Genomic DNA, 23,609 nt, shown 5'->3' with positions numbered 1-23,609 from the left:
TCGCTGGGTACGGCCAGATGGGCCGTCAGGTGTGGGTCAGGCCGCCGGTGCGACACCGAACTCGGCAAGCCACGTCTGGACGACGGGGATGTCGATGCGTTGCAGACCACCGAGGTAGCGGCAGTTGCTCGTGTAGCCGTAGGACGTCACGGTGACCTGGTAGCCACCCTTGAACGTCGGGCCACCGGAGTCACCGAAGCAGGTGCCACCGCCTCCGAACGGGTCGTTCTCGTTGCCGTTGACCTGGAGGATCTGCGGCGTGAGCTTCTGACCCTTCTCGTCGGTGACGCGGCGCAGGAGCGGGTACGACTGGGGCGTGGGCTTCTTCGGTCCGGTCGCAGCCTGGCGCACCTCGGTGCCGTAGCCGACCGACGTGAAGAGCGTCTGGTTGAGAACGTTGGGCGTGAACTGGTTGAGGAAGCCCGACGGTGCGACCTTGACCGGGGCGATCGAGGTGATCGGCTCGTCGAGGACGATGACGCCCACGTCATTCCAGTTCTTGAGGTCGGTGAAGTCGGAGTACGCGGGGTGGGTGTGCGCTGTGCCGGAGTAGTAGCCAGCAGCCTTGAGCTCTGCCGAGGTGTACCCCGCTGTGATGTCAGCGGCGGTCGGCAGGGGCGACGGCGGAGCATCGGCGATGTGGGTGTCGAAGGTGACCGCGGTCTTGCCCAGGGTGCCGTCAGTGCAGTGGGCGGCCGTCACGAGGACGGTCGGGGAGACGAGGCTGGCGGTGCAGCGGAATCGGCCGGTCGCGTCGTAGAAGGCGATGAGGGCGACGTTGGGGTGGCCCTCACCGTCGGGCTGGCCACCGGTGATGGCCTGGGCGGCCAGGGCCGGCCCAGCGACGAGCCCTGCTGCGATGGCAGCCGCAGCGGCGATGCGTCGGATGTTCATGTGACCTCCAGGTCAGTGGTCGTGCTCAGGGAGTGATGGTGCTGTCGGCGATGATGCCGGGTTGACGGCTCCCATGAGGGCGATTGGTCACAAAGGCCGAGAACTCACAACGCCTCCGAGATGGAGGCAGGGCCGATGAGGTCGACCTCGCCGTCGGCGTCGTGCTGCTCGACGAGCTGCGCCTTCACCTCGTGCGACTGGATCTCACCGGACTCGATCTGCTCGGTCCAGTGGCACGCCACGCGGTGACTCGTGGCGATGCCGGGGAGGTCCGGGATGCGCAGCACGGGTCGCTCGGTGTCGCACTTGGTCTCCTGCCGCCAGGGGCAGCGGGTGTGGAACCGGCAACCCTTGGGCGGGTTGGACGGTGAGGGAAGGTCGCCGGTGAGGATGATCCGCTCGCGCCGATCCTCCACCAGCGGGTCCGGCACCGGCACGGCCGACATCAGGGCCCGGGTGTAGGGGTGCAGCGGCTGGGCGTAGAGGTCGTCCGCGTCGGCCTCCTCGCAGATCCCTCCGAGATACATGACCCCGATCCGGTCGCTGATGTGCCGCACGACGGCGAGGTCGTGGGCGACGACGAGGTAGGTCAGTCCGAACTCCTCCTGCAGGTCCTCGAGCAGGTTGATGACCTGAGCCTGCACCGACACGTCGAGGGCCGACACGGGCTCATCCGCGACGATGAGCTTGGGGTTGACCGACAGGGCGCGGGCGATGCCGATGCGCTGCCGCTGGCCACCGGAGAACTCGTGCGGGTACTTCTTGAGAGCCGCGACGGGCAGCCCGACGGCCTGCAGCAGCTCGCGCAGCCTCTTGTTGGCCTGAGCTCCGTCCTTGGCGAGCCCGTGGGCCTTCATGCCCTCGAGCAGCAGGGACTCGACGGTCTGGCGCGGGTCGAGGCTGCCCATCGGGTCCTGGAACACCATCTGGATGTCCTGGCGCTTGTGCCGCAGCGTCTCGCCCTTGAGCGAGGCAATGTCGACGCCATCGAACTCGACGGTGCCCGCCGTGGGCGGTTCGAGGTTGAGGATGGCCCGGCCGAGCGTGGACTTGCCCGAACCCGACTCGCCCACGAGCCCGTAGGTCTCGCCGGTGCGGATCTGCAGGTCCACCCCGTCCACCGCGTAGACGTGACCGATGGTCTTGTCGAAGATCACTCCACGCTTGATCGGGAAGTGGACCTTGATGCCCTTGGCGTCGACCAGGAATTCTCCGTCGTATGCCGTGTGCTCGGCCTTCGCGGTCTGTGTCGCCTCGCTCATCGGGGCACCTCCATGGGGTTGAAGCAGCGCAGGGCGCGGTCGCCGTGCTCGACGAGCTCCGGTGTCTGCGCAACGCACTGGTCGATCGGCTGGGAGCAACGGGGCGCGAAGGCGCATGCGCTCGTCCACGGCAGGTTGTCCGCGACCGAGCCCGGGATCGGACGAAGTCGTTCGCCGCGAGAGCCGTCGAGTCGGGGGATCGAGGCCAGCAGGCCGGCCGTGTAGGGGTGGCGCGGCTCGGCGAAGAGCGGGTGGCGATCCGCCCGCTCGACGACCCGGCCGGCATACATGACGTTCACGGTGTCGACGAGACCCGCGACGACGCCGAGGTCGTGAGTGATCATGATGAGCGCCGTGCCGGTGTCCTCGACGAGGTCCTTGAGGACCGCGAGGATCTGCGCCTGGATGGTCACATCGAGCGCCGTCGTCGGTTCGTCGGCGATGAGCACTCGTGGTGAGGCGGCCAGGGCCATGGCGATGAGGGCGCGCTGGCGCATCCCGCCTGACAGCTGGTGCGCGTAGTCCTTGAGGCGCCGGTCGGGGTCGGGGATCCCGACGCGATCGAGCATCTCGCGGGCCAGAGGAGTCGCGGCCTTGCGGGACAGGCCACGGTGCCGCTCGAGTACCTCGGTGACCTGAAGGCCAATGGGGACAACGGGATTGAGCGACGACAGCGGATCCTGGAAGATCATGCCGAGCTCGGCGCCGCGGCGGTCACGCATCTGCGTCGGACTGAGCTTGAGCAGGTCCTGGCCGTTGTAGAGGACCTCGCCCTCGACGCGCACGCCCCGATCGGGGAGCAGGCCCATGATCGCGAGCGAGGTCACCGACTTGCCCGAACCGGACTCGCCCACGATGCCGAGGGTGTCGCCCGGTCGCAGGTCGAAGCTCACCTTGTCGACGGCGACGAAAGGTTCGTCGCCGTGCCGCTGGAACGTGACCGTGAGGTCGCGTACCGACAGCAGTGGCTCGTCGTCGTTGCCCCGGGTGTGGGACTGGGTGCTGCTGATGATGTCGGTCATCGGGAGCTCACCTCCGGCTCTTGGGGTCGAGGGCCTCGCGCAACGACTCGCCCATGAGGGTGAATCCCAGCGCGACGACGATGATGCAGACCGCCGGCCAGATGGCGAGGGCCGGGTGGTCGTAGATGTACGCCTGGGAGGCGCCCAACATCTGGCCCCACTCGGGCTGGCGGTCGTCGGGGTTGCCGAGACCGAGGAAGGACAGGGCGGCCGCGTCGATGATGGACGTCGCGACGACGAGGGTCGACTGGACGATCACGGGGCCCAGCGAGTTCGGCAGCATGTGCCGGAAGACGATGGCCGACTCCTTCACACCCAGGGCCCGCGCCGCCAGCACGTGGTCACTCGCGCGCTGGGCAAGCATCGACCCACGCAGCAGCCGCGCGAAGACCGGAACCTGCACGACCGCGATGGCGATGATCACCGTCCACTGGCTCGGCCGAGCCGCAATTGCTGCAATCGAGAAGGCCAGCAGGAGCGACGGGATCGACAGCATGACGTCGACGACCCGCATGACCACCGAGTCGACCCAGCCACCGAAGGCGCCGGCCAGGGTGCCGAGGCTGAGGCCGCCGAGAAGGCCAAACGCGGTGGCGAGGACACCGACCAACAGGGTCTGACGGCTGCCGACGATGAGACGGGAGAAAATGTCTCGCCCGATGTTGTCGGCACCGAGCGGGAAACCGTCGCGGGCCGCGGGGATCGGGTTGGTCTGGGGGCGGACCTCGTCAATGAGCAGACGTGCCGCAGGGTCGTGTGGGGCAATCCACGATGCGAAGATCGCGAGCAGCACGAAGGCGGTCGTGATGGCCAGACCGAGGAGGAAGACCGGGTTGCGGCGCAACCGGCTCCAGGCGCTCGCAAAGAGCGACACGCCAGCGGACTCGCTGACCCGACCTGCGTCGTCGATCGTGTCGACGGCGCTCCCACCCTGCAGGCCGGGGGAGGCCGGGGTGCCGGCCGCCGTCTCGGCGAGGGAATCGATCCGGTCCTTCTTGTTGCGGGGGTCCAGGGGGTTGGGCACGCGAGTCACCTCGTCCGCACTCGGGGGTCGATCACGGCATACGCGATGTCGACCAGCAGGTTGACGACGACGAAGGTGACCGTCGCCATGAGGATGCACACCTGGAGGACGGCGTAGTCACGTCTGGTGAACGCCAGGGCGAGGGCGTCCCCGATCCCTCCCCATGAGAAGACGCGCTCCGTGAGCACGGCGCCGACGAGGAGACCACCGGTCTGGAGGCCGATCGTCGTGACGACGGGGAGCAGGGCGTTGCGCAGGACGTGGCGTCCGCGGATGATCCGGTTCGTGAGGCCCTTGGACTCGGCCGTGCGCACGTAGTCCTCGTCAAGCACCTCGTGCACCGAGGCGCGGGTGATCCGGAAGATCACGGCGAACGGGATCGTCGCCAGCGCGATGGAGGGCAGGATGAGGTGTTTGAGGGCGTTCCAGGAGGCGTCGTACTCCCGTGTCAACAGGCCGTCGAGGATGAAGAAGCCTGTGATCCGGGTCCCATTGACGTCCGGGTCCTGGCGCCCGGAGACCGGGAGCCAGTGCAGTTTCACGGCGAAGATGTACTGGAGTATGAAGGCCAGGAAGAAGACGGGCACGGCGATGCCGACGAGCGAGCTGACGATCGACACGTTGTCGAACCATGACCCCCTGCGGCGGGCCGCGAGGTAGCCGAGCGGGATCCCGAGGACGACGGCGATGACGAGGGCACAGAAGGCCAGCTCGATCGTGGCAGGAAAGCGAGTGAGGAAGACGTCGAAGGCGTCCGTGCCGGGCGCAACCGAGGTGCTGGCCCCGAACTGACCGTGGACCGCACGCTTCACGAACTCCCAGTACTGCACATAGACCGGTTGGTCGAGGCCCAGGGCCTTCTCCATGGCGGCTCGCTTCTCCGGCGTCGCCCGCTCACCGAGCAGTGCCCCGACCGTGCCGCCCGGAAGAACCTTGAGCCAGCCGAAAACCAGTGCCGAGAGCACGATGACGACGCCGACCATTTGGATCAGTCGCCGGATGATGAATCTGATCACAGGGGTGGATCTCCTTCACTCGCGACTGTGGCCGTCCCAGCGAACGCTGCCGGGACGGCCACAGTCTTGCCGAAGAGGTGAACGACGTCACCTCATCCGGGTCACTTCGAAACGGTCACCGAGGAGAAGGTCTCGGCGGTGAGCGGGCTGGCAACCAGCCCCTTGACCTTGTTGCTCACCACGAGGGCCGGCGGGGAGTGGCTGATCGCCAGGCCCGGCAGGTCCTCTTCCATGATCTGCTGGTTGAGCTTCTCGTAGGCGGCCGAACGCGCGGCTTCGTCGACGATGGCGTCCGCGGCCTGCAGGTCCGTCGACAGCTGGGCGCCGTAGGACGTCGCCGAGGTGTGGAAGTCGTTGGCCTTGAGGTTGGCGAAGAACGTGCCGATGAAGTTGTCCGGGGAGTCGTAGTCACCGGTCCAACCGAGCAGCCACGCGTCGTAGCCGCCGTTGTCGACGGTGTCGAGGTAGCCGCCGTTCCACGGAGCGGTGACAACCGTGACCTTGATCCCGACGGCCTCGAGGTCTGCACGCAGGGCCTCGTAGATCTTCTGGGGGTTCGGCATGTAGGGACGCGACACCTCGGACGGGTAGGCGAACTGGAGGGTCATGCCCTCAGCGCCTGCCTCCTTGAGGAGTGCCTTGGACTTCTCGACGTCGTAGGCGTAGCCCTTGAGGTTCTTGTTGTAGCCGGACACGGTGTCGGGCATGAACTGCGTCGCCACCGTGGCGCCCTCGGGGAGCTGGGTCTTGACCATCTGCTCGCGGTTGAGGGCGTAGTAGATGGCCTGACGGACCTTGAGGTCCTTCAGCTTCGGGTTCTTCGCCGGGTTGAATCCCATGTAGAGGATGTTGAACGCCGGACGGACGAGGACGCTGTTGCCGGAGGACTTGAGGCCACCCCAGTCGGACGGGTTCGGGAGGTCGTAGCCGTCGATGCTGCCGGCCTCGAGCTCCTGACGACGGGTCGCCTCGTCGGGGATGATCTTGAAGACGAGCTTGGCCGTCTTGGCCTTGTCGCCCCAGTAGTCGTCGTTGCGCACGAGCGTGACCGTCTTGTTGGCCTCGTCGTACTTGTCCAGCTTGTAGGGGCCGGTGCCGACGGGGGCCTTCGAGTAGGCCGGGTAGCCGAAGCCCTCGCCCTGCTTGGTGACGTTGTTGGCGTCCCCGGCCTTGAGAGCCTTGGGCGACTGCATCGAGAACGAGTCGAGCGACAGGGCGGTCGGGAACTTGGACGTCGACCGGCTGATCTTGATGACCGCGGTGCTCGCGTCGGTTGCCGAGCAGCTCTGGTAGAGCGCGTTGGCGGCGTCGGACTTGAACGCTCCCATCACGTCGGCCCAGTAGCCGGCGGGGCCACCTGCAGCGACCTCGTTCTGGTCGAACATGCGCTCCATGTTGTAGCAAACGGCCTCGGCGTTGAACGCCTCGCCATCCCAGAACTTCACGCCGTCGCGCAGCTTGAAGGTCCATTCCTTGCCGTCGGCCGAGGGCGTCCAGCTGAGCGCGAGCTCGGGCTCGATCTCCGCGGTGCCCGGCTTGATGCCGACCAGGCCCTCCATCATCTGGCGGGTGACCCGGAAGGTCTCACCGTCGGTGGCGTAGAAGGGGTCGAACAACTCGGGGGCCCCGGCAGCGCCGAAGGTGATGGTGTCCTTGGTGTCACCACTTGCCGTCGAGCCGCCGTCGCCTTCACGGTCAGACTGGGCGCAGGCCGTCAGGGCCAGCGCAGCAACAGTCAGCACGGCGAACGGTGTCGCCTTGCGCTTGAACGTCATCGATACCTCGCTTGGATGTGCGAACCTCGAGGGCCACGTTGACCCCCGGAGGATGGTGCGACCGTGCGGTGGAGCGGGTGTGGCGTGCCTCACTGCGACGGACGGGTTGACCATAGCGACATTCATCCGCCCCCGACCCCTGCATGCGCATTGTTTATCGGAGTGAGACCGAGAGATCAGGAGGAACTGCGGCATGAGCACCCCTGAACCGAAGGCGCCCATCGAGGTGGTGGCGGCCGCGATCGTCGACGACCTGCGGTTTCCGTCGGCGCTCCTCGCCACCCGGCGGACCGAACCGGCCTCGCTCGCGGGTGGCTGGGAGCTGCCCGGCGGCAAGGTCGACCCGGGGGAGAGCACGGCGCAGGCCCTCCATCGCGAACTCAGCGAGGAGCTCGGGGTCGAGGTCCGCGTCGGGGACCGGGTCGACGGCCCGCTGGAGCACGGACGATGGCCGCTGGGCACGGCATACGCCATGTCTGTGTTCTTCGCGACGATCACCAAGGGTGACCCGGAGCCGCTCGAGGACCACGACCAGCTGCGCTGGCTCCCGATGGACGATGTGTATGCCGTGGAGTGGCTCCCAGCGGACCTCCCGATCGTCGCTGCGATCGCTGAGAGGATGGCCGAAAGCCTTCGTTTTCGTCAATGAGCCAAGTCCTGAGACACTTGGCATCATGCCCATCACTACTCGCGACGACATCCGTAACGTCGCCATCGTCGCGCACGTCGACCACGGAAAGACCACTCTGGTCGACAAGATGCTCTGGGAGGCCGGCGCCTTCGAGGCCCGAGCCACCGTCGAGTCCACTGGCGAACGCGTCATGGACTCCGGTGACCTGGAGCGTGAAAAGGGGATCACGATCCTCGCCAAGAACACCGCAGTGCACTACGGCGGCAAGGCGGCGCTCGATGCCGGCCTCGCTGACGGCCTGACGATCAACATCATCGACACCCCCGGTCACGCCGACTTCGGTGGCGAGGTCGAGCGCGGTCTGTCGATGGTTGACGGTGTCGTCCTGCTCGTCGACGCCTCCGAGGGCCCGCTGCCGCAGACGCGCTTCGTCCTGCGCAAGGCCCTCGCCGCCCACATGCCCGTCATCCTCTGCATCAACAAGGTCGACCGTCCCGACTCCCGCATCCAGGAAGTCGTCGACGAGGTCTACGAGCTCTTCATGGACCTCGAGGCGACCGAGGAGCAGATCGAGTTCCCGATCGTCTACGCCTCGGCCAAGAACGGCCGCGCGTCCATGGAGCGTCCCGACAACGGTGGTCTGCCCGAGGGCGAGGACCTCACGGCCCTCTTCGAGACGATCATCAGCACGATCCCGGCCCCGGTCTATGACACCGAGTCGCCGCTCCAGGCACACGTCACCAACCTCGACGCGTCCAACTTCCTGGGCCGCCTTGCCCTGCTTCGCGTCTTCAACGGCGAGATCAAGAAGGGTCAGCAGGTGGCGTGGTGCAAGCACGACGGCACCATCGAGCGCGTCAAGATCACCGAGCTCCTCATGACCGAGGCCCTCGAGCGCAAGCCCCTCGAGGACGGCAAGTCCGCTCGCCCCGGCGACATCATCGCCATCGCGGGCATCCCCGACATCATGATCGGCGACACCATCGCCGACGCCGACAACCCCATCGCTCTCCCGATCATCACGGTCGACGAGCCCGCGATCTCGATGACGATCGGCACCAACACCAGCCCGATGGTCGGCAAGGTCCGTGGCTCCAAGGTCACCGCCCGCATGGTCAAGGACCGCCTCGACAAGGAGCTCGTCGGCAACGTCTCGCTCCGCGTCCTGCCCACCGAGCGTCCCGACGCCTGGGAGGTCCAGGGACGTGGCGAGCTCGCCCTCGCGATCCTCGTCGAGCAGATGAAGCGCGAAGGCTTTGAGCTCACCGTCGGCAAGCCGCAGGTGGTCACGCAGCAGATCGACGGGAAGCTCCACGAGCCGGTCGAGCGCCTCACGATCGACACCCCGGACGAGTACCTCGGCGCCATCACCCAGCTCCTCGCGGCACGCAAGGGTCGCATGGAGCAGATGACCAACCACGGCACCGGCTGGGTCCGCATGGAGTTCCTCGTGCCCTCGCGTGGCCTGATCGGCTTCCGCACCCAGTTCCTCACCGACACCCGTGGCGCCGGCATCGCGCACCACGTCTTCGAGGACTACGAGCCGTGGTTCGGCGTCATCACGACCCGCACGTCGGGCTCCCTGGTCGCCGACCGCACCGGTCCGGTCACCGCCTACTCCATGGTCAACCTCCAGGAGCGCGGCACGCTGTTCGTCGAGCCCGCGACCGAGGTCTACGAAGGCATGATCGTCGGCGAGAACTCCCGCGCCGACGACATGGACGTCAACATCACCAAGGAGAAGAAGCTCACCAACGTGCGCGCCTCCTCGGCTGACAACTTCGAGAAGGTCGTCCCGCCGCGTCGCCTCACCCTTGAGCAGGCTCTCGAGTTCTGCCGCGAGGACGAGTGTGTCGAGGTGACGCCCGAGGCCGTCCGCATCCGCAAGGTCGAGCTCGACCAGACCGTCCGTGGCCGCACGGCCTCGCGCGGCCGCAAGGCCTGAGGCCGGGCATCGCCGCGATGCCTCCCACGAAGGTCCGCTCTTGAGCACTCTCCCCACCCGGTCCCGACGTCGCCCCGCGCGAAGTCGCGTCCGGGCCGTCACGGCCGCACTGGTCGTGACGGTGATGGGGGGAGCCGCCGGGTGCAGCATCCTCGGGGGAGGCGACGCGGACTCGCCTTCGACGCCCGCCGTCGCGGCGACCCATGACCGCACGGACGAACGCGGCGGCACCATCAAGGCCCTGTCCCTCGGACCGGTGCTCAGCTGGGACCCGCAGCGCATCGGCGCCCGCGACGATGCGGCGTTCGCCGGACGCACCTTCCTGCGCACGCTCACCGCGTACCAGCCCAGCACCGACACCCGCAACCAGGCGCGCCTCGTGGGCGACCTCGCCACCGACACGGGGACGCCCAACAAGGACCTGACCACGTGGTCGTTCACACTGCGTGACGAGCTCGCCTGGGAGGACGGCAGCCCTGTCACCTGCGAGGACGTCAAGTACGGCATCTCGCGCAGCTTTGCGACGAAGGTCATCACCGGCGGGTCGACCGACGCCCTCGCCGTCCTCAACGTGCCGAAGCTGCCCGACGGCACCTCGGTCTACACCGGTCCCTACGTCACCGGTCAGGCCGCAGCGGCCGGCGCCGCGGCCTACAACAGCGCCGTGACCTGCCGGGGGATGACGATCACGTTCGCGCTGAGTGCACCGGTGAGCGACTTCAACGAGATGGTGACCCAGGCGGCGTTCGCGCCGGTGAAGCAGTCGACCGACAAGGCCGGCGATGGCACGTTCGCGGTCTTCTCCAACGGGCCCTACAAGCTGTCCGCACCCTGGCGTGCGTCGACCGGCGGCTCCTGGGTGCGCAACCCGCACTGGAAGGCCTCGACCGACGAGGTGCGCCGGGCGTTCCCCGATCGCATCGACTACCAAGAGGGCATCGAGACCCAGACCGTCGCGCAGCAGATCATGGCCGACGGTGACAACTCGCGCAGCGCGGTGGCACTCGGATCGGCTCCACCGGCCATCCAGCAGCACATCCTCACCGTCGATGCGCTCAAGGAGCGTTCCGTCACGGCAGGCACCGGCCTCGTCGACTACCTCGTCCCCAACCTCAAGAGTGCGACGTTTGCCACGGTCGAGGCTCGTCAGGCGCTGGCCGTGGCCACGAACCGTGAGGCCTACGTGACCGCCCTCGGCGGCGGGACCTCAGGGCGACCGGCGACCTCCCTCATCCCCGAGGTGCTGCCGGCGGCCCACGAGAGCGACCCCCTCAAGGCCGGCGACGGCGGAGATGCCGGGATGGCCAAGGTGCTGCTCGGCAAGGCAGGGCTGACGATCCCGGTGCCGATCCGCGTCGCCTACCGCTCCAGCCCCGTGGCCGACAAGGCGATGGCATCCCTGGTCGCGGGATGGACCGAGGCGGGCTTCGCCCCCACACTCACCCCGCTCAAGGACGAGTACTTCACGACCATTGCGCAGCCGGCGGCCGCCTCGGCCTACGACGTGTTCTGGTCCAACTGGGCCCCTGCGTGGGCGTCGGCGAGCACGATCCTGCCGGCCCTGTTCGACAGCTCGATCAACATGTCGTCGGCCGGACCCGGTCGTGACTACGGCTACTTCAACGACGTCAAGATCAACGCCGAGATGGCGCGGATCAACACGATCCCCGACCGCTCCGAACGCGAGAAGGCGTGGACGGCGCTCGATGTCCGGCTCCAGACCCTCGGCGCCTACATCGGCCTGGCCGAGCGTCGGGCCCTCTACATCGCGGGCAGCGACGTCCGCAATCTCTCGGCCAACGAGGTCATCGGCGGCGTCGTGGAGTTCGCGGACATCGCGGTTCGCCAGTGACTCGCCTGCTTTTCGTCCACGCACACCCGGACGACGAGACACTTGCCACCGGCGTGGCGATCCTGCACCACGTTGCCCGCGGCGACGACGTCCACGTCCTCACCTGCACACTCGGCGAGGAAGGCGAGGTCATCCCCCCGGAGCTGGCGCACCTCGAGGGCGCTGCCGGCGACCCACTTGCCGACCATCGCAGGGGCGAGCTGGCGGGTGCCGCGTCGATCCTCGGCGTGACGCACCACTATCTGGGCGCAGGCACCCACGGTGACCAGCCGGCATACCGGGATTCGGGCATGGTCGGGTCTGCCGCCTTCGAGCACCCGCGCGCCTTCGCCGGTGCCGACTTCCTCGAGGTCGCGGAGCTCATGCGCGCCACCATCACCGAGATCGCTCCCGAGGTCGTCGTCACCTACGACTCGGAGGGTGGCTACGGACACCCCGACCACATCCGTGTCCACGATGCCGTCCGGGGTGCGCTGGTCGAGATGCCTTCTGCGCCAACGCTTTTCGTCACCCTGACACCCCGAACCTGGGTGGTCGAGGATCGTACGTGGCTCGCCTCCCACGTGCCGGGAGATGCCGGGTATGCCGTGCCGTCACCCTCCGATCCCATGGCACCGTCCGTGGTCGAGGACGAGGTGGTGACGCACGCCGTCATCGATCCCGAGGTCGTGACGCGACAGGAAGAGGCGTTGCGTCACCACGCCACCCAGGTCGTCGTCGGTGACGGCTGGTTCGCGCTGTCCAACGACATCGCTTCCCGACTCGCGGGGCGCGAGGGCTATGCCGTGCTCGATCCGGCGACCGGCGATCTCGTCCCGGGTGAGGGTGGTCGTCGTCCCGGTCTTGTCGAGGACCCCCGATGACCTCGCCGGGCGAGGGGAGCGCCGAGGGCGTCGTGGACGTCGATGCCTATCGCCACGTGATGGGGCGCGTCGCCAAGGGAGTCTGTGTCCTGACGACGACCTCGGCCGGCCAGGACCACGCCCTGACTGCCGACTCCGTCACGAGCGTCTCCCTCGACCCGGTGCTCCTGCTCATCTGCGTCGAGACCGATGCCCGCTTCCACGACGCCGTCCTCGAGTCGGGGACGTTCGGGGTCAGTGTGCTCGCCGCCGAGCAACGACGCCTGGCCGCGTGGTTCGCCACACCGGGTCGCCCGTTGCCGGGGCAGATGGACCGGGCGCCGCACACCCGTGGCCCGAGCGGCGTCGCCCTGCTCGACGGGGCACTCGCCGCCCTTGAGTGCGTCGTGCGTGACGTCCACCCCGCAGGTGACCACAGCATCATCGTGGGGGAGGTCGCCGCGGCCCGTCTCGGAGGCGATCCGCACGCCGCCCTCGTACACTTCCGCGGACAGTACTCCGCGCTGCCCTGAGCTCTCATGACGATCAACCCGAACGAACCAAGGACCGCAATGACCGACGCTTTCGACCAACAGCCTGGTCAACCCCGACGCCGACGGGGCGCCATCGCCGTGCTCGTGGGTGCCTTTGTGCTGCTCGTGGCCGGATACGTCGGTGTGGCGGCCTATGCCAGTGGGCGCACGCCTGCTGACACCAAGGTCGGTGGCGTCCAGGTCGGTGGCCTGGATCCGGCGGCGGCCCGCAAGGTGCTCGAGACCGCTGTCGCGCAGCGGGGATCAGCACCGGTCGCGCTGACTGCGGGTGGCAAGTCGGCCACGATCGCGCCTGCCGAGGCAGGCCTGGCCATCGACCTCGATGCCTCCGTCGAGGACCTGACGGGCTTCAGCCTCAACCCGGTCAAGCTCGTCAGTCACCTCACCGGTGGCGCGACTCGCAGCCTCGAGACCGAGGTCGACGACAGCAAGCTCAAGGCCGCCGTGACCAAGGCGGCGCAGGCGCTGGCCGTGGCTCCCAAGGAGGGCAGCATCTCCGTGGCGGGGGGCAAGGTGGCCGTGGTCGCCCCCGTGAAGGGGCAGGCGGTCGAGGTCGACAAGACGGCCGACCTGATCGCGGACTCCTGGCCACGCACTGCACCGATCGTGGCTCCTGTCACCGCGTCGACCCCCGCCGTGTCCGCCGAGGAGCTGCAGCGGGTCAAGACCGAGTTCGCGGACAAGGCGGTGTCGGGCCCGATCGCCGTCAAGGCCGGGGACAAGACGTTCGAGATCAGCGCAGCGTCGCTCGCCGCCGGCATCACCTTCCCAGCCGACGCTGACGGCAAGATCACGCCGAAGTTCGACGACAAGATCATCATCGCGGCCGTGACCGCGGCCGCCGACAAGGCCGATGCCACCGCGAAGGCCACGGATGCCACCGTGTCGTACGCGAGCGGGCAGCCCGCCGTCGTCCCGTCGAAGACGGGTGTGGCCCTCGACCCGACCAAGATCGTTGCTCCGGTGACGGCCGCGCTGACCTCGCCCGAACGGGCGGCGATCATCCCGGTCACCGTGTCGCAGCCGAAGTTCACCACCGAGCAGGCCAAGGCCACGCTGCCCAAGGGCATGATCTCGACCTTCACCACGCACTTCCCGGCCAATGGCGGTGGACGGGTGAGCAACATCCGGCTCGCCGCACGCACGCTCAACAACACCTATGTCGCCCCGGGCGCCACGTTCAGCCTCAACGGCGTCCTCGGGAAGCGCACCCCTGAGAAGGGCTACGTCAAGGGCGGTGTCATCTCGGAAGGTCGTCTCAGCGAGAACTACGGCGGCGGCATCTCCCAGGTCTCCACGACCCTGTTCAACGCGGCGTTCTTCGCGGGGGTGAAGTTCGAGCAGTACCAGGCTCACGGCTTCTACATCTCCCGCTACCCGGAGGGCCGCGAGGCGACGATCTCGTTCCCCTACCCCGACAACCGCTGGACCAACACCACCGACGGCGGCATCGTCATCCGCTCGAGCTCATCGGGGGGTCAGATCACCGTGTCGTTCTACGGCACCAAGAAGTGGGACATCGTGGCAACGAAGAGCCCTCGCCGCAACGTCGTCACGCCCAAGAAGATCACCGATCCGTCACCGAAGTGCATCACGCAGAACCCGACTCCCGGCTTCGACGTCACCGTGACCAGGATCTTCAAGCAGGGTGGTGCCACCCTCAGGACAGAGGCGTTCAACACCCACTACAACCCCGAGGACGACGTCACCTGCACGCACCCGGACGCCAAGTAGTCGCCGCTCAGTCGGGCTCTGGGCCGGTCAGGTAGACATAGCTCGAGTGCCTCTCGAACCCGAGGCGCTCGTAGAGCCGGATCGCCGGGGCGTTGTCCGCCTCGACCTGCAGGTGCATGAGGTGGATGCCGTCCCGGTGCGCCTCGGCGGCCAGGTGCGACGTGAGGTGCGCGGCGAGTCCGCGTCCCCGGAACCCCGGGTCGGTCCACACTGCCCCGAGACCAGCCCACCCGTGGGCGATGCCGAGTCGGCCGATGGCGACCGGCCGCGGCGCTTGGGTGCCGGGCCTGCTCAGGCCGAGCTTCTGGGCGAGCCCTCCACCGAGGGCGACGCTGGCAAAGCGTTGGCGCGGGCTGCCGCTCAGCACACCGACTGCGCTCTCAGGGACCCCTGACCGGCTCAGCCCATAGGCCGCGAACCACGCGTCGTCGAGGTCGTCACTTGCTTGGACGTCCGGGCCTCCGGGATCAGCTGCGGCGACCCGCTCCGTCGACGCGGTGAGGTTGAGGGTGCGACTGGCAGCGACCCATCCACGCGACAGCACCTCGGCGCCGAGCGGGTCCGTCGTCGGGTCAAAACCGACCGGCCCGGTGACGGAGACCCGACCTGGGAGGCCGCGGGCGGCATACCAGGATTCGATGCGGTCCACGGCGTCCGCGAGGGGAACACCCGGGTCGCCCACGGGAAGGACCGAGTTGCCACGTTGGGTGAATCCTTCGGAGGCGCGCAGCTCCCAGTCTCCGAGTCGTTCGCGCTCGAGAGCGCCCCAGCTCGGACCCATGACCCGCTGGAGGTCGGCCATCGAGATCGCGAGGTGGGGCGAGCCGCGACGGCTCGGCTTGGGCGGAATCTCCTTCGCGGCGACGATGCGGTCGCGCGCAATGACCACGTCGCCGCGCCGGGTGGCGACCACGACTTCGGTGTCCGTGCGCGACACGAGGGTCCCGACGGCGTCGGTCATCGACGGCCCGTCGTAGGGCGCTTCGCGGCGAGGATCGAGACGCGCTCGGACGACGACACGAGCTCCTATGTGGACGGCGTCGAAAGAGGCAGGCACGCCCGGCATACTATGGCCGCATGACGTACGTGATCGCGCAGCCTTGTGTTGACCTCAAGGACAAGGCCTGCATCGAGGAATGCCCGGTCGACTGCATCTACGAAGGAGAGCGATCGCTCTACATCCACCCCGACGAGTGTGTCGACTGTGGTGCGTGTGAGCCGGTCTGCCCCGTCGAGGCGATCTACTACGAGGACGACACTCCTGAGCAGTGGGCCGACTACTACAAGGCCAACGTCGAGTTCTTCGACGACCTCGGTAGCCCCGGTGGAGCCGCCAAGATGGGCCTGATCAACAAGGACCACCCGCTCATTGCGGACCTGCCGCCGCAGATCCACGACGAGGGCTGACCTCACCGCCTTGCTCCACCTTCCAGACTTTCCTTGGGACTCGCTCGCTCCGGTCAAGGAGCGGGCGAGTTCTGTTGCCACACCGGACGGTTTGGGTCTCGTCGACCTGTCCGTGGGGACGCCGGTCGACCCGACGCCCGAGGTCGTCCAGGAGGCGCTGCGCTCTGCCGCAAACGCGCCCGGCTACCCGCAGACGTGGGGCACGCCGGCACTGCGCGAGGCCGTGGCGACGTGGTTCGCGACCCGTCGTGGGGTGCCCGACGTCGATCCGGATGGCGTCATGCCCACGATCGGCAGCAAGGAGCTCGTGGCCTGGCTGCCGACCCTTCTCGGGCTGGGTGCCGGCGACATCGTGGGGTTCCCGTCCGCGGCCTACCCGACCTACGACGTCGGCGCTCGCCTCGCCGGCGCGACTCCGCAGGTCGTCGACGGCCTCGCTGCCCTGGGGCCGCTCACCCCGTCCACGACACCAAAACTGTTGTGGCTCAACACTCCTGGCAACCCCACGGGGCAGGTGCTCGGCGTCGACCACTTGGCCAAGGTCGTGGCGTGGGCCCGTCAGCACGGTGTCATCGTCGCGAGTGACGAGTGCTACGCCGAGCTCGACTGGCGCACCGATCGCGATGGCGCGACCGCGCCGACGACGCCGTCGATCCTCGACCCGCGGGTGACCGGTGGGTCGCACGAGGGTCTGCTCTGCGTCTACTCCCTCTCGAAGCAGTCCAACCTCGCGGGTTATCGCGCCGCCTTCGTCGCGGGCGACCCGCGCCTCGTCAAGCAGATCCTCGAGGTGCGCAAGCACGCCGGCATGATCGTTCCCTGGCCGGTCCAGGCGGCCCTCACGGCCGCCGTCAGCGACGCCGAGCACGTCGCTGCCCAGAAGGCCGTGTACGCCGCCCGCCGCGAGACCCTCCTCGCCGGGGCGCGCGCCTTCGGACTCGAGACCACGCACAGCGAGGCCGGTCTCTACCTCTGGGCGACAGCCGGAGAGGACGCCTGGGTGACGCTCGAGCGTCTGGCCGCGCACGGCATACTCGCCGCTCCCGGCACGTTCTACGGCACCGCCGGCCGGCAGCACGTGCGCATCGCTCTCACCGCGTCCGACGAGCGGATCCGGGCGGCCGCAGAGCGCCTCTCGGCCGGCTGAGCGGACGCTCTTTTCGTCGTTCCCGGGGTCTGAGGTAGCGTCAATGGTGCGCGAGCGACGCCCACTGCGACCTCGCCCGAGACGTGAGGATTGAAGACACGATGAGCACAGACGCAGCCGCTGGCGCGACCTTCCAGGTCCGTGACAGGGAACTCAAGTTCCCCCTCATCAAGGCCACCGAGGGCAACAACGGATACGACATCTCCACCCTGCTCAAGGAGACCGGCGACACCACCCTCGACGTTGGGTTCGTCAACACGGCCTCGTGCAACAGTGCGATCACCTACATCGATGGTGACGCAGGCATCCTTCGCTACCGCGGCTACCCGATCGAGCAGCTCGCCGACAAGTCGAACTTCCTCGAGACGTCCTACCTGCTCATCTACGGCGAGCTCCCGTCGGCGACCGAGCTCGAGAACTTCACCGAGCGCGTGCGTCAGCACACGATGCTGCACGAGGACCTCAAGGCGTTCTTCAACGGCTTCCCGCGCGACGCGCACCCGATGCCGGTCCTGTCCTCCGCGGTGTCCGCGCTCGGCACGTTCTACCAGGACAGCCTCGACCCGTTCGACAAGGAGCATGTCGAGATCTCGACGATCCGACTCCTCGCCAAGCTGCCGACGATCGCGGCCTACGCCTACAAGAAGAGCATCGGCCAGCCGTTCCTCTACCCGGACAACGAGCTCTCCCTCACCGAGAACTTCCTGCGCATGACGTTCGGCGTCCCGGCCACGGACTACGACATCGACCCCGACATGGTCAAGGCGCTCGACCAGCTCCTCATCCTGCACGCCGACCACGAGCAGAACTGCTCGACGTCGACCGTGCGGCTGGTCGGCTCCGCCCACGCCAACCTGTTCAACTCGGTCTCCGCGGGCATCCACGCCCTCTCCGGTCCGCTGCACGGTGGCGCGAACTCGGCCGTCCTCGAGATGCTCGACGGCATCCTCCAGAACGGTGGCGACGTCGACACCTTCGTCAAGAAGGTCAAGAACAAGGAAGACGGCGTCAAGCTCATGGGCTTCGGGCACCGGGTCTACAAGAACTACGACCCGCGCGCGGCGATCATCAAGAAGACGACCGACTCCATCCTGGCCAAGGACGGCGTCCGCGACCCGCTCCTCGACATCGCCCTCAAGCTCGAGCAGGTCGCGCTCGAGGACGACTACTTCATCGAGCGCAAGCTCTACCCGAACGTCGACTTCTACACGGGCCTCATCTACAAGGCGATGGGCTTCCCGACCAAGATGTTCACGGTCCTGTTCGCCATGGGTCGCCTCCCCGGCTGGATCGCGCAGTGGCGCGAGATGATCGAGGACCCCGACACCAAGATCGGCCGACCGCGCCAGATCTACATCGGTGAGACCGAGCGCGACTACCGCGCCATCAGCGGTCGCTGACGCACGAGCGTCGGCCGGCCACCCGGCATACGCGAGAGCCCCGTCCTGCTTCGTGCAGGACGGGGCTTTCGCGTGTGTGCCGTGGGGTCAGCTGCGGTGCCGACCGGCACCGACGAGCTCGCGCTCCTCGGGCTCGTTCGTGTCCTCGAGGGTCTCGGCAGCGGGCTTCTGCCCCGGACGGCCGAGCTTCTCGCCCTCGACGTCGACGTTCGGAAGGATCCGGTCGAGCCAGGCGGGCAGCCACCAGGCCTTGTCGCCCATGAGGTACATGAGGGCGGGGATGAGGGTCATGCGCACGATCACCGCGTCGAAGAAGACGGCGGCCGCGAGGGCGAAGCCGATCGACTGGATGAGCGGCTCGTCCTGGAGCATGAACGCGGCGAAGACCGAGATCATGATGGCCGCGGCTGCCGCGACGACGCGGGCGCCGTGGCGGAACCCGTCGACGACGGCCGCAGGTGCCGTGTCGCCGTGGACGAACGCCTCACGCATGCGGGTCACGAGGAAGACCTGGTAGTCCATCGCGAGCCCGAAGACGATGCCGATGACGAGGATCGGCATGAAGCTCATCAGCGGTGCGCCGTCGAAGAACCCGCCGACACCCTCCTGGAAGACGAGGATCGTCGCACCGAGGGTGGCGAGCACGGACAGCAGGAACCCGAGGGTCGCCGTGAGGGGGATGAGGATGGAGCGGAAGACGATCATCAGCAGGATGAAGGCCAGGCCCACGACCACCGCGAGATAGGGGACCAGCGCGCTCTGGAGCTTCTCGGAGACGTCGGTCTGGATGGCGGTGAGGCCGGTGACGCCGACCGTGGTGCCGGTCTGGGCCTCGATGTCTGCGCTGGTGCCGCGCAGGTCGTCGAGCAAGGTCAGGGTGGCTGCGTCGTCCGGACCGCTCTGGGGCGTGATGAGGATCTGGGCGCCAGTGCTGTCCTCGTTCATGCCGACGATCTGGGCGTTGGCCACGTCGGCCTGGCCAGCGGCCCAGGTGACGACCTTGCCGTAGGCCGCAGGGCGCTGGGCGGGGTCGCTGATGTCGCGACCGTCGACCACGAGGACGAGCGGCCCCTGACGGCCAGCACCGAAGGCGTCGGTCATGAGGTCGGCGGCCTTGCGCTGCGTCGTCTCGACCGGCGAGGTCGAGTCGGACGGCAGAGCGAGGTGGAGGTCCTTCATGGGGATGGCGAGAGCGCCGAGGACAACGATTGCGAGGACGGCGAAGGCCGCCGGCGCGCGACCCACGAGGCGGGCCCAGCGGACGCCGTTGTTGACGACCTCACCTTCGTCGTTCTTCTCCTTGCGGACCCGACCGGCGAAGGCCTTGCCCTTGAGCATGCCGAGGATGGCCGGCGTGAGGGTGAGGGCGATGAGCACCGACACGAAGACCGTGGCCGCCGCAGCGAGACCCATCGTCGTGAGGAACGGGATCCTGACGAGGGAGAGCGCTGAGAGCGCGATGATCACGGTGAGGCCAGCGAACACGACGGCCGAGCCAGCGGTGCCCAGGGCGCGTCCAGCGGCCTCGGAACGGTCGTCGGTGTGCCGCAGCTCGCTGCGGTAGCGGCTGAGGATGAACAGGGCGTAGTCGATTCCCACGGCGAGGCCGAGCATCGTGGCGAGCGTCGGCGTCATCGTGCCGAGGTCCCAGAACGCCGTCGCGCCGACGACGAGCAGGGAGCCGATGCCGACGCCGATGACCGCGGTGACGAGGGGGAGGCCAGCGGCCACGAGCGAGCCGAACGTCAGGATGAGGACGAGTGCGGCGATGGCGAGTCCGATGAGCTCGGAGGTGCCGCCCGGCGGTGCGAAGCTCTGCATGCCAGCGCCGTTGACCTCGGCCGTCAGGCCCTGGTCACGCGCCGTCTCGAGAGCGGCGAGGACGGCGTCCTGCGTGGCCGGCTCGACGTCGGTCACGGTCTTGACGTCGAAGCTCCAGGTGATGGTGCCGATCCGGCCGTCAGCGCTCAGCGGCGACAGGGCGGCGGCGTTGGCCTCGGCCTCTGCTGCGGGCGTGCCCTGCTCGGTCGCAGCCTTGAGCATCTGCTCGCGCTGACCTGCTGCGGCATCGACCGGGCTGACGAGCTGGGCCGCGCCCGGAGTACCCTCGGCCGGCATCTGTGGCAGGGCCTTGAGGTCGGCGAGGAGCGCGTTCACCTTGGCAGTGTTCGTCGGGTCCGACAGCTTCTGGCCCTCGGGCGCCGCGATGACGACGGTGGCCGTGGCCTGGTCGAAGGCATCACCGGTCTGCGGGAAGAGCTCCTGCTGGAGCTGCGCCGCCTGCTCGGATGGGATGCCGGGGATGGAGAACTTGTCGATCATCGGCTTGGAGATCGACGTCGCGACGCCCCCTATGGCGACGAGCGCGACCAGCCAGGCCGCGATGAAGTACGGCCAACGGCGGTATGCCGTCCGGCCCAGTCGATAGAGATAAGTCGCCATGGCGAAGCTGCTCCTTGGTGGAGGTGTGTGAGTGGTGAGAACCTGAACGGTCCGCGCGGCTGCGCTCTTGGTTGCGCTGTCGGACAGACGGGTCAGGCGAGAAGGCGGGTGGCTTCGTCGACACCAGCCATGAAGTCGGTGGGGAAGTCGCCGTCGTCGTCCGTGAGGAACGACTGCAACGTGTCCTGAAAGATGCCCGCAATGAGCGCGACCGCGATGCGAGCGCGCCGATTCCCCTGTGGCAGACCTTCGCGTTCCTCGGTCGCTTGGCGGACCTCGGTGACCATCACCTCGAAGCGTTCCTTGGCGACGGAGATGAGCCGCGGGTTGCGCTCGAACAGCGCGTGGACGCGGTGCCAGTCAGCCTTCGTCGGCTCCTGGCGGGTGTAGATGTTGACCACCAGATGGCCGAGGTCCCGCAGCAAGTGCCCTTCCGGCCCTCCGGCCACGAACACCGCAAGGTCATCTGGCCTGATGCAGTCGGGGCTGTCGAGAACGGCAGCTTCCTTGCCGGGGAAGTAGTTGAACAACGTCCGCCGCGACACCCCGACCTTCTCGGCGAGTTCCTCGAGCGTGAACCCTTCGAAGCCGTGCTCGATGGCCAGATCCTGCGCGCACCGAGAGATCCGGCGAGCCGTCTGCTCCCGACGCGAAACTGCACTTCCTGAGGCCATAGTGCAAGTTTGCACTCGTGTCGTCGAAAGTGCAACTCCCATGCGCCGGGGAGCGTGAAGTGCGTTTCTACGCGCGCAGCGCGGATGGGATTGCGGCGCACCGGTTATGACACGCGACCCAAGGCGAGCGCACGGCATGCGCGCGCGTGAGCCAGCCAGCATTAACTGAGGTGAAGGATGACCTGACGGGAGGGGGCGGGGGAGTCGGTGGGCTTCCACTCCCAGGCGTCGGAGTCCCGACCGCGGGTCCAGCGACGGTCGCCGATGGTGACACCGGTGATGCCCGTGTCCACGGCCTTGGCGGCCGACCACGACGCAATGGACCACGCGATCTGGTCGCTGGGGGCCTTGACGGTCAGGGTGCCTTCGCTGGCCGTGGACTTCAGGTCGTACTCGTTGTCGAGCAGCCGCCCCACGAGGGCGACATCGGCTTCACCTTCGGGGTCGTCGAGGCGGCAGGCGACGCCGCGGGGGGAATGGCCGGCCAACGCGGAGGCAAGGATGCGACCCTCCTGCTCGTGGTCGGCGTAGGCCTCGGGGTAGGCACTGCGTTGGACCTTCTGGGCGACGACGGTGATGGTGTCGCTGTCCCAGTTCTTGATCTTGACGAGGGCGTCGTAGAACTTGTTGGTCGTGTACTCGGGGTCGAGGATCTCCTCGACCGTGCCCCAGCCCTGGGACGGGCGCTGCTGGAACAGGCCCACCGAGTCGCGGTCGCCGTAGCGGATGTTGCGCAGCTTGGACTCCTGGATCGCCGTCGCCAGTGCGATGGTCGCGGCGCGGGCGGGAAGGCCCCGGTGGAGGGCAATCGCGGTGATGGTGGCGGCGTTGCTCATCTGCTCGGGGTCGAAGTCGACCGAGTTGCCGCCGGCGGTCGCCTGGCAGCGGGGGCCGAGGACGCTCTGGAACAGGCCTCGCCCACCGAACCAGGCTCCCAGTCCGACAAGGGCGACGAAGGAGAGGATGAGGACGCGCGCGATCCACCGAGGGCCGCGACGGGGCTGCTCCTCGGCGAGGGTGACTCGGCCGCGGGTCGAACGCATCAGTCGTTGGCGTGGAGTGCGGAGTTGAGGACGATGCCGTGGCCGTCGCGGGGGCGAGCCTCCACGGTGCCGGTCACCGAGTTGCGCAGGAACAGCAGGTTGGACTGGCCGGAGAGCTCGCTGGCCTTGGTGACCGAACCGTCCGGGATCGTCACCTTGGTGCCCGCGGTGACGTAGAGCCCGGCCTCGATGACGCAGTCGTCACCCAGTGCGATGCCCAGGCCCGACTCCGCACCGAGCAGGCAGCGCTGGCCGATCGACACGCGCTCGGTGCCTCCTCCGGAGAGCGTGCCCATCGTCGAAGCGCCACCACCGATGTCGGATCCGTCGCCGACGACCACGCCCTGCGAGATGCGCCCCTCGACCATCGAGGTGCCGAGCGTGCCCGCGTTGAAGTTGACGAAGCCCTCGTGCATGACGGTCGTGCCGCTGGCGAGGTGCGCGCCCAGGCGCACCCGGTCGGCGTCGGCGATGCGCACACCGGAGGGCACGACGTAGTCGGTCATGCGCGGGAACTTGTCGATGCCGAAGACCTGCACGGGACCGCGTGCGCGCATCGCCGCGCGGGTCATTTCGAAGCCTTCGACGGCACACGGCCCCTGGCTGGTCCACACGACGTTGGTGAGCGCGCCGAACAGGCCGTCGAGGTTGATCGAGTTGGGCGCCGCGAGACGGTGGGACAGCAGGTGAAGACGCAACCACCCATCGGCCGTGTCCGCCGGAGCGGCGTCGAGGTCAATCTCGACGAGGCGCACCTCACGGGTCACTCCGCGGACATCGTCCGACCCGGCCAGGGCGGTCAGCTCGCTCGGCTCCTGGGCGTCGCCGGCGTCGCCCAGGGCGGGTGCCGGGAACCAGGCGTCGAGGACGCTGTCGCCATGGAGGGTGAGGAGGCCGAAGCCGTGTGCGGTGCGCGCGGTCATGACGCCAAGCCTAGAGCCCGAC

At 68.1% G+C, this 23,609-nt stretch carries 20 protein-coding genes; 9 read left to right on the top strand and 11 right to left on the bottom strand.

Annotated features, from left to right (window positions below; all coding sequences use genetic code 11):
* Positions 1–36: 36 nt before the first annotated feature.
* The 6 genes from JNB_RS07680 to JNB_RS07655 all read right to left on the bottom strand — a co-directional run bounded on the left by JNB_RS07680 (position 37) and on the right by JNB_RS07655 (position 6,993).
* Positions 37–894 carry a trypsin-like serine protease gene (locus tag JNB_RS07680; protein WP_009775870.1) on the bottom strand — a complete coding sequence of 286 codons (858 nt, stop codon included), beginning with the start codon at positions 892–894 and terminating at the stop codon, positions 37–39.
* A 104-nt stretch (positions 895–998) separates the two neighbouring features.
* Positions 999–2,156, bottom strand: a complete 1,158-nt coding sequence (locus JNB_RS07675; protein ID WP_009775869.1) for an ABC transporter ATP-binding protein — start codon at positions 2,154–2,156, stop codon at positions 999–1,001.
* Positions 2,153–3,178, bottom strand: a complete 1,026-nt coding sequence (locus tag JNB_RS07670) for an ABC transporter ATP-binding protein (protein WP_009775868.1) — start codon at positions 3,176–3,178, stop codon at positions 2,153–2,155. Before JNB_RS07670 ends, JNB_RS07675 begins: the two co-directional genes overlap by 4 nt.
* A gap of 7 nt (positions 3,179–3,185) precedes the next feature.
* Positions 3,186–4,202, bottom strand: coding sequence for an ABC transporter permease (locus tag JNB_RS07665; protein WP_237700630.1), 1,017 nt, complete (start codon positions 4,200–4,202; stop codon positions 3,186–3,188).
* 5 nt (positions 4,203–4,207) lie between these two features.
* Positions 4,208–5,218 (bottom strand): ABC transporter permease, encoded by a 1,011-nt coding sequence (locus tag JNB_RS07660; RefSeq protein WP_040883651.1) that lies wholly within the window; start codon positions 5,216–5,218, stop codon positions 4,208–4,210.
* A 101-nt stretch (positions 5,219–5,319) separates the two neighbouring features.
* On the bottom strand, positions 5,320–6,993 hold the full coding sequence (locus JNB_RS07655; RefSeq protein ID WP_009775865.1) for an ABC transporter substrate-binding protein: 1,674 nt from the start codon (positions 6,991–6,993) through the stop codon (positions 5,320–5,322).
* Between the two features lie 193 nt (positions 6,994–7,186).
* Here JNB_RS07655 and JNB_RS07650 point away from each other — a divergent pair, with 193 nt between their 5' ends.
* From JNB_RS07650 to JNB_RS07625, 6 genes are read left to right on the top strand one after another with little or no spacing between them, the layout of a single operon-like run.
* Positions 7,187–7,642 carry a (deoxy)nucleoside triphosphate pyrophosphohydrolase gene (locus JNB_RS07650; protein ID WP_009775864.1) on the top strand — a complete coding sequence of 152 codons (456 nt, stop codon included), beginning with the start codon at positions 7,187–7,189 and terminating at the stop codon, positions 7,640–7,642.
* Between the two features lie 25 nt (positions 7,643–7,667).
* Positions 7,668–9,569, top strand: coding sequence for a translational GTPase TypA (gene typA, locus JNB_RS07645; protein ID WP_009775863.1), 1,902 nt, complete (start codon positions 7,668–7,670; stop codon positions 9,567–9,569).
* A 40-nt stretch (positions 9,570–9,609) separates the two neighbouring features.
* Positions 9,610–11,421: an ABC transporter substrate-binding protein gene (locus JNB_RS07640; protein WP_148232350.1), complete on the top strand. Its 1,812-nt coding sequence runs from the start codon at positions 9,610–9,612 to the stop codon at positions 11,419–11,421.
* A complete protein-coding gene (gene mshB / locus JNB_RS07635) occupies positions 11,418–12,284 on the top strand; it encodes an N-acetyl-1-D-myo-inositol-2-amino-2-deoxy-alpha-D-glucopyranoside deacetylase (protein WP_009775861.1) in 867 nt (288 codons plus the stop codon). Before JNB_RS07640 ends, mshB begins: the two co-directional genes overlap by 4 nt.
* On the top strand, positions 12,281–12,796 hold the full coding sequence (locus JNB_RS07630) for a flavin reductase family protein (RefSeq protein WP_009775860.1): 516 nt from the start codon (positions 12,281–12,283) through the stop codon (positions 12,794–12,796). Before mshB ends, JNB_RS07630 begins: the two co-directional genes overlap by 4 nt.
* Before the next feature lie 39 nt (positions 12,797–12,835).
* Complete coding sequence (locus JNB_RS07625; protein WP_050766591.1) at positions 12,836–14,551, top strand: VanW family protein; 1,716 nt, start codon at positions 12,836–12,838, stop codon at positions 14,549–14,551.
* Between the two features lie 7 nt (positions 14,552–14,558).
* Here the strand turns inward: JNB_RS07625 and JNB_RS07620 are convergent, their stop codons facing one another.
* Positions 14,559–15,608, bottom strand: a complete 1,050-nt coding sequence (locus JNB_RS07620) for a GNAT family N-acetyltransferase (RefSeq protein WP_158306128.1) — start codon at positions 15,606–15,608, stop codon at positions 14,559–14,561.
* Positions 15,609–15,628: 20 nt separating this feature from the next.
* Here JNB_RS07620 and fdxA point away from each other — a divergent pair, with 20 nt between their 5' ends.
* The 3 genes from fdxA to JNB_RS07605 all read left to right on the top strand — a co-directional run bounded on the left by fdxA (position 15,629) and on the right by JNB_RS07605 (position 18,505).
* On the top strand, positions 15,629–15,958 hold the full coding sequence (gene fdxA, locus JNB_RS07615; protein WP_009775857.1) for a ferredoxin: 330 nt from the start codon (positions 15,629–15,631) through the stop codon (positions 15,956–15,958).
* A gap of 10 nt (positions 15,959–15,968) precedes the next feature.
* Positions 15,969–17,105, top strand: a complete 1,137-nt coding sequence (gene dapC / locus JNB_RS07610) for a succinyldiaminopimelate transaminase (protein ID WP_040883649.1) — start codon at positions 15,969–15,971, stop codon at positions 17,103–17,105.
* Between the two features lie 101 nt (positions 17,106–17,206).
* Complete coding sequence (locus JNB_RS07605) at positions 17,207–18,505, top strand: citrate synthase (protein WP_009775855.1); 1,299 nt, start codon at positions 17,207–17,209, stop codon at positions 18,503–18,505.
* An 87-nt stretch (positions 18,506–18,592) separates the two neighbouring features.
* Here the strand turns inward: JNB_RS07605 and JNB_RS07600 are convergent, their stop codons facing one another.
* The 4 genes from JNB_RS07600 to dapD all read right to left on the bottom strand — a co-directional run bounded on the left by JNB_RS07600 (position 18,593) and on the right by dapD (position 23,587).
* Complete coding sequence (locus tag JNB_RS07600; protein ID WP_009775854.1) at positions 18,593–20,947, bottom strand: MMPL family transporter; 2,355 nt, start codon at positions 20,945–20,947, stop codon at positions 18,593–18,595.
* 92 nt (positions 20,948–21,039) lie between these two features.
* Positions 21,040–21,621: a TetR/AcrR family transcriptional regulator gene (locus JNB_RS20380; protein ID WP_009775853.1), complete on the bottom strand. Its 582-nt coding sequence runs from the start codon at positions 21,619–21,621 to the stop codon at positions 21,040–21,042.
* Positions 21,622–21,782: 161 nt separating this feature from the next.
* Complete coding sequence (locus tag JNB_RS07590) at positions 21,783–22,664, bottom strand: hypothetical protein (protein ID WP_009775852.1); 882 nt, start codon at positions 22,662–22,664, stop codon at positions 21,783–21,785.
* Complete coding sequence (gene dapD / locus JNB_RS07585) at positions 22,664–23,587, bottom strand: 2,3,4,5-tetrahydropyridine-2,6-dicarboxylate N-succinyltransferase (RefSeq protein ID WP_009775851.1); 924 nt, start codon at positions 23,585–23,587, stop codon at positions 22,664–22,666. Before dapD ends, JNB_RS07590 begins: the two co-directional genes overlap by 1 nt.
* Positions 23,588–23,609: the final 22 nt, after the last annotated feature.

This window comes from Janibacter sp. HTCC2649 (assembly GCF_000152705.1).
Lineage (GTDB): Bacteria > Actinomycetota > Actinomycetes > Actinomycetales > Dermatophilaceae > Knoellia.
Note: the sequence above shows the minus strand (reverse complement) of the source record. Positions and strands in the feature narration are given on the sequence as shown.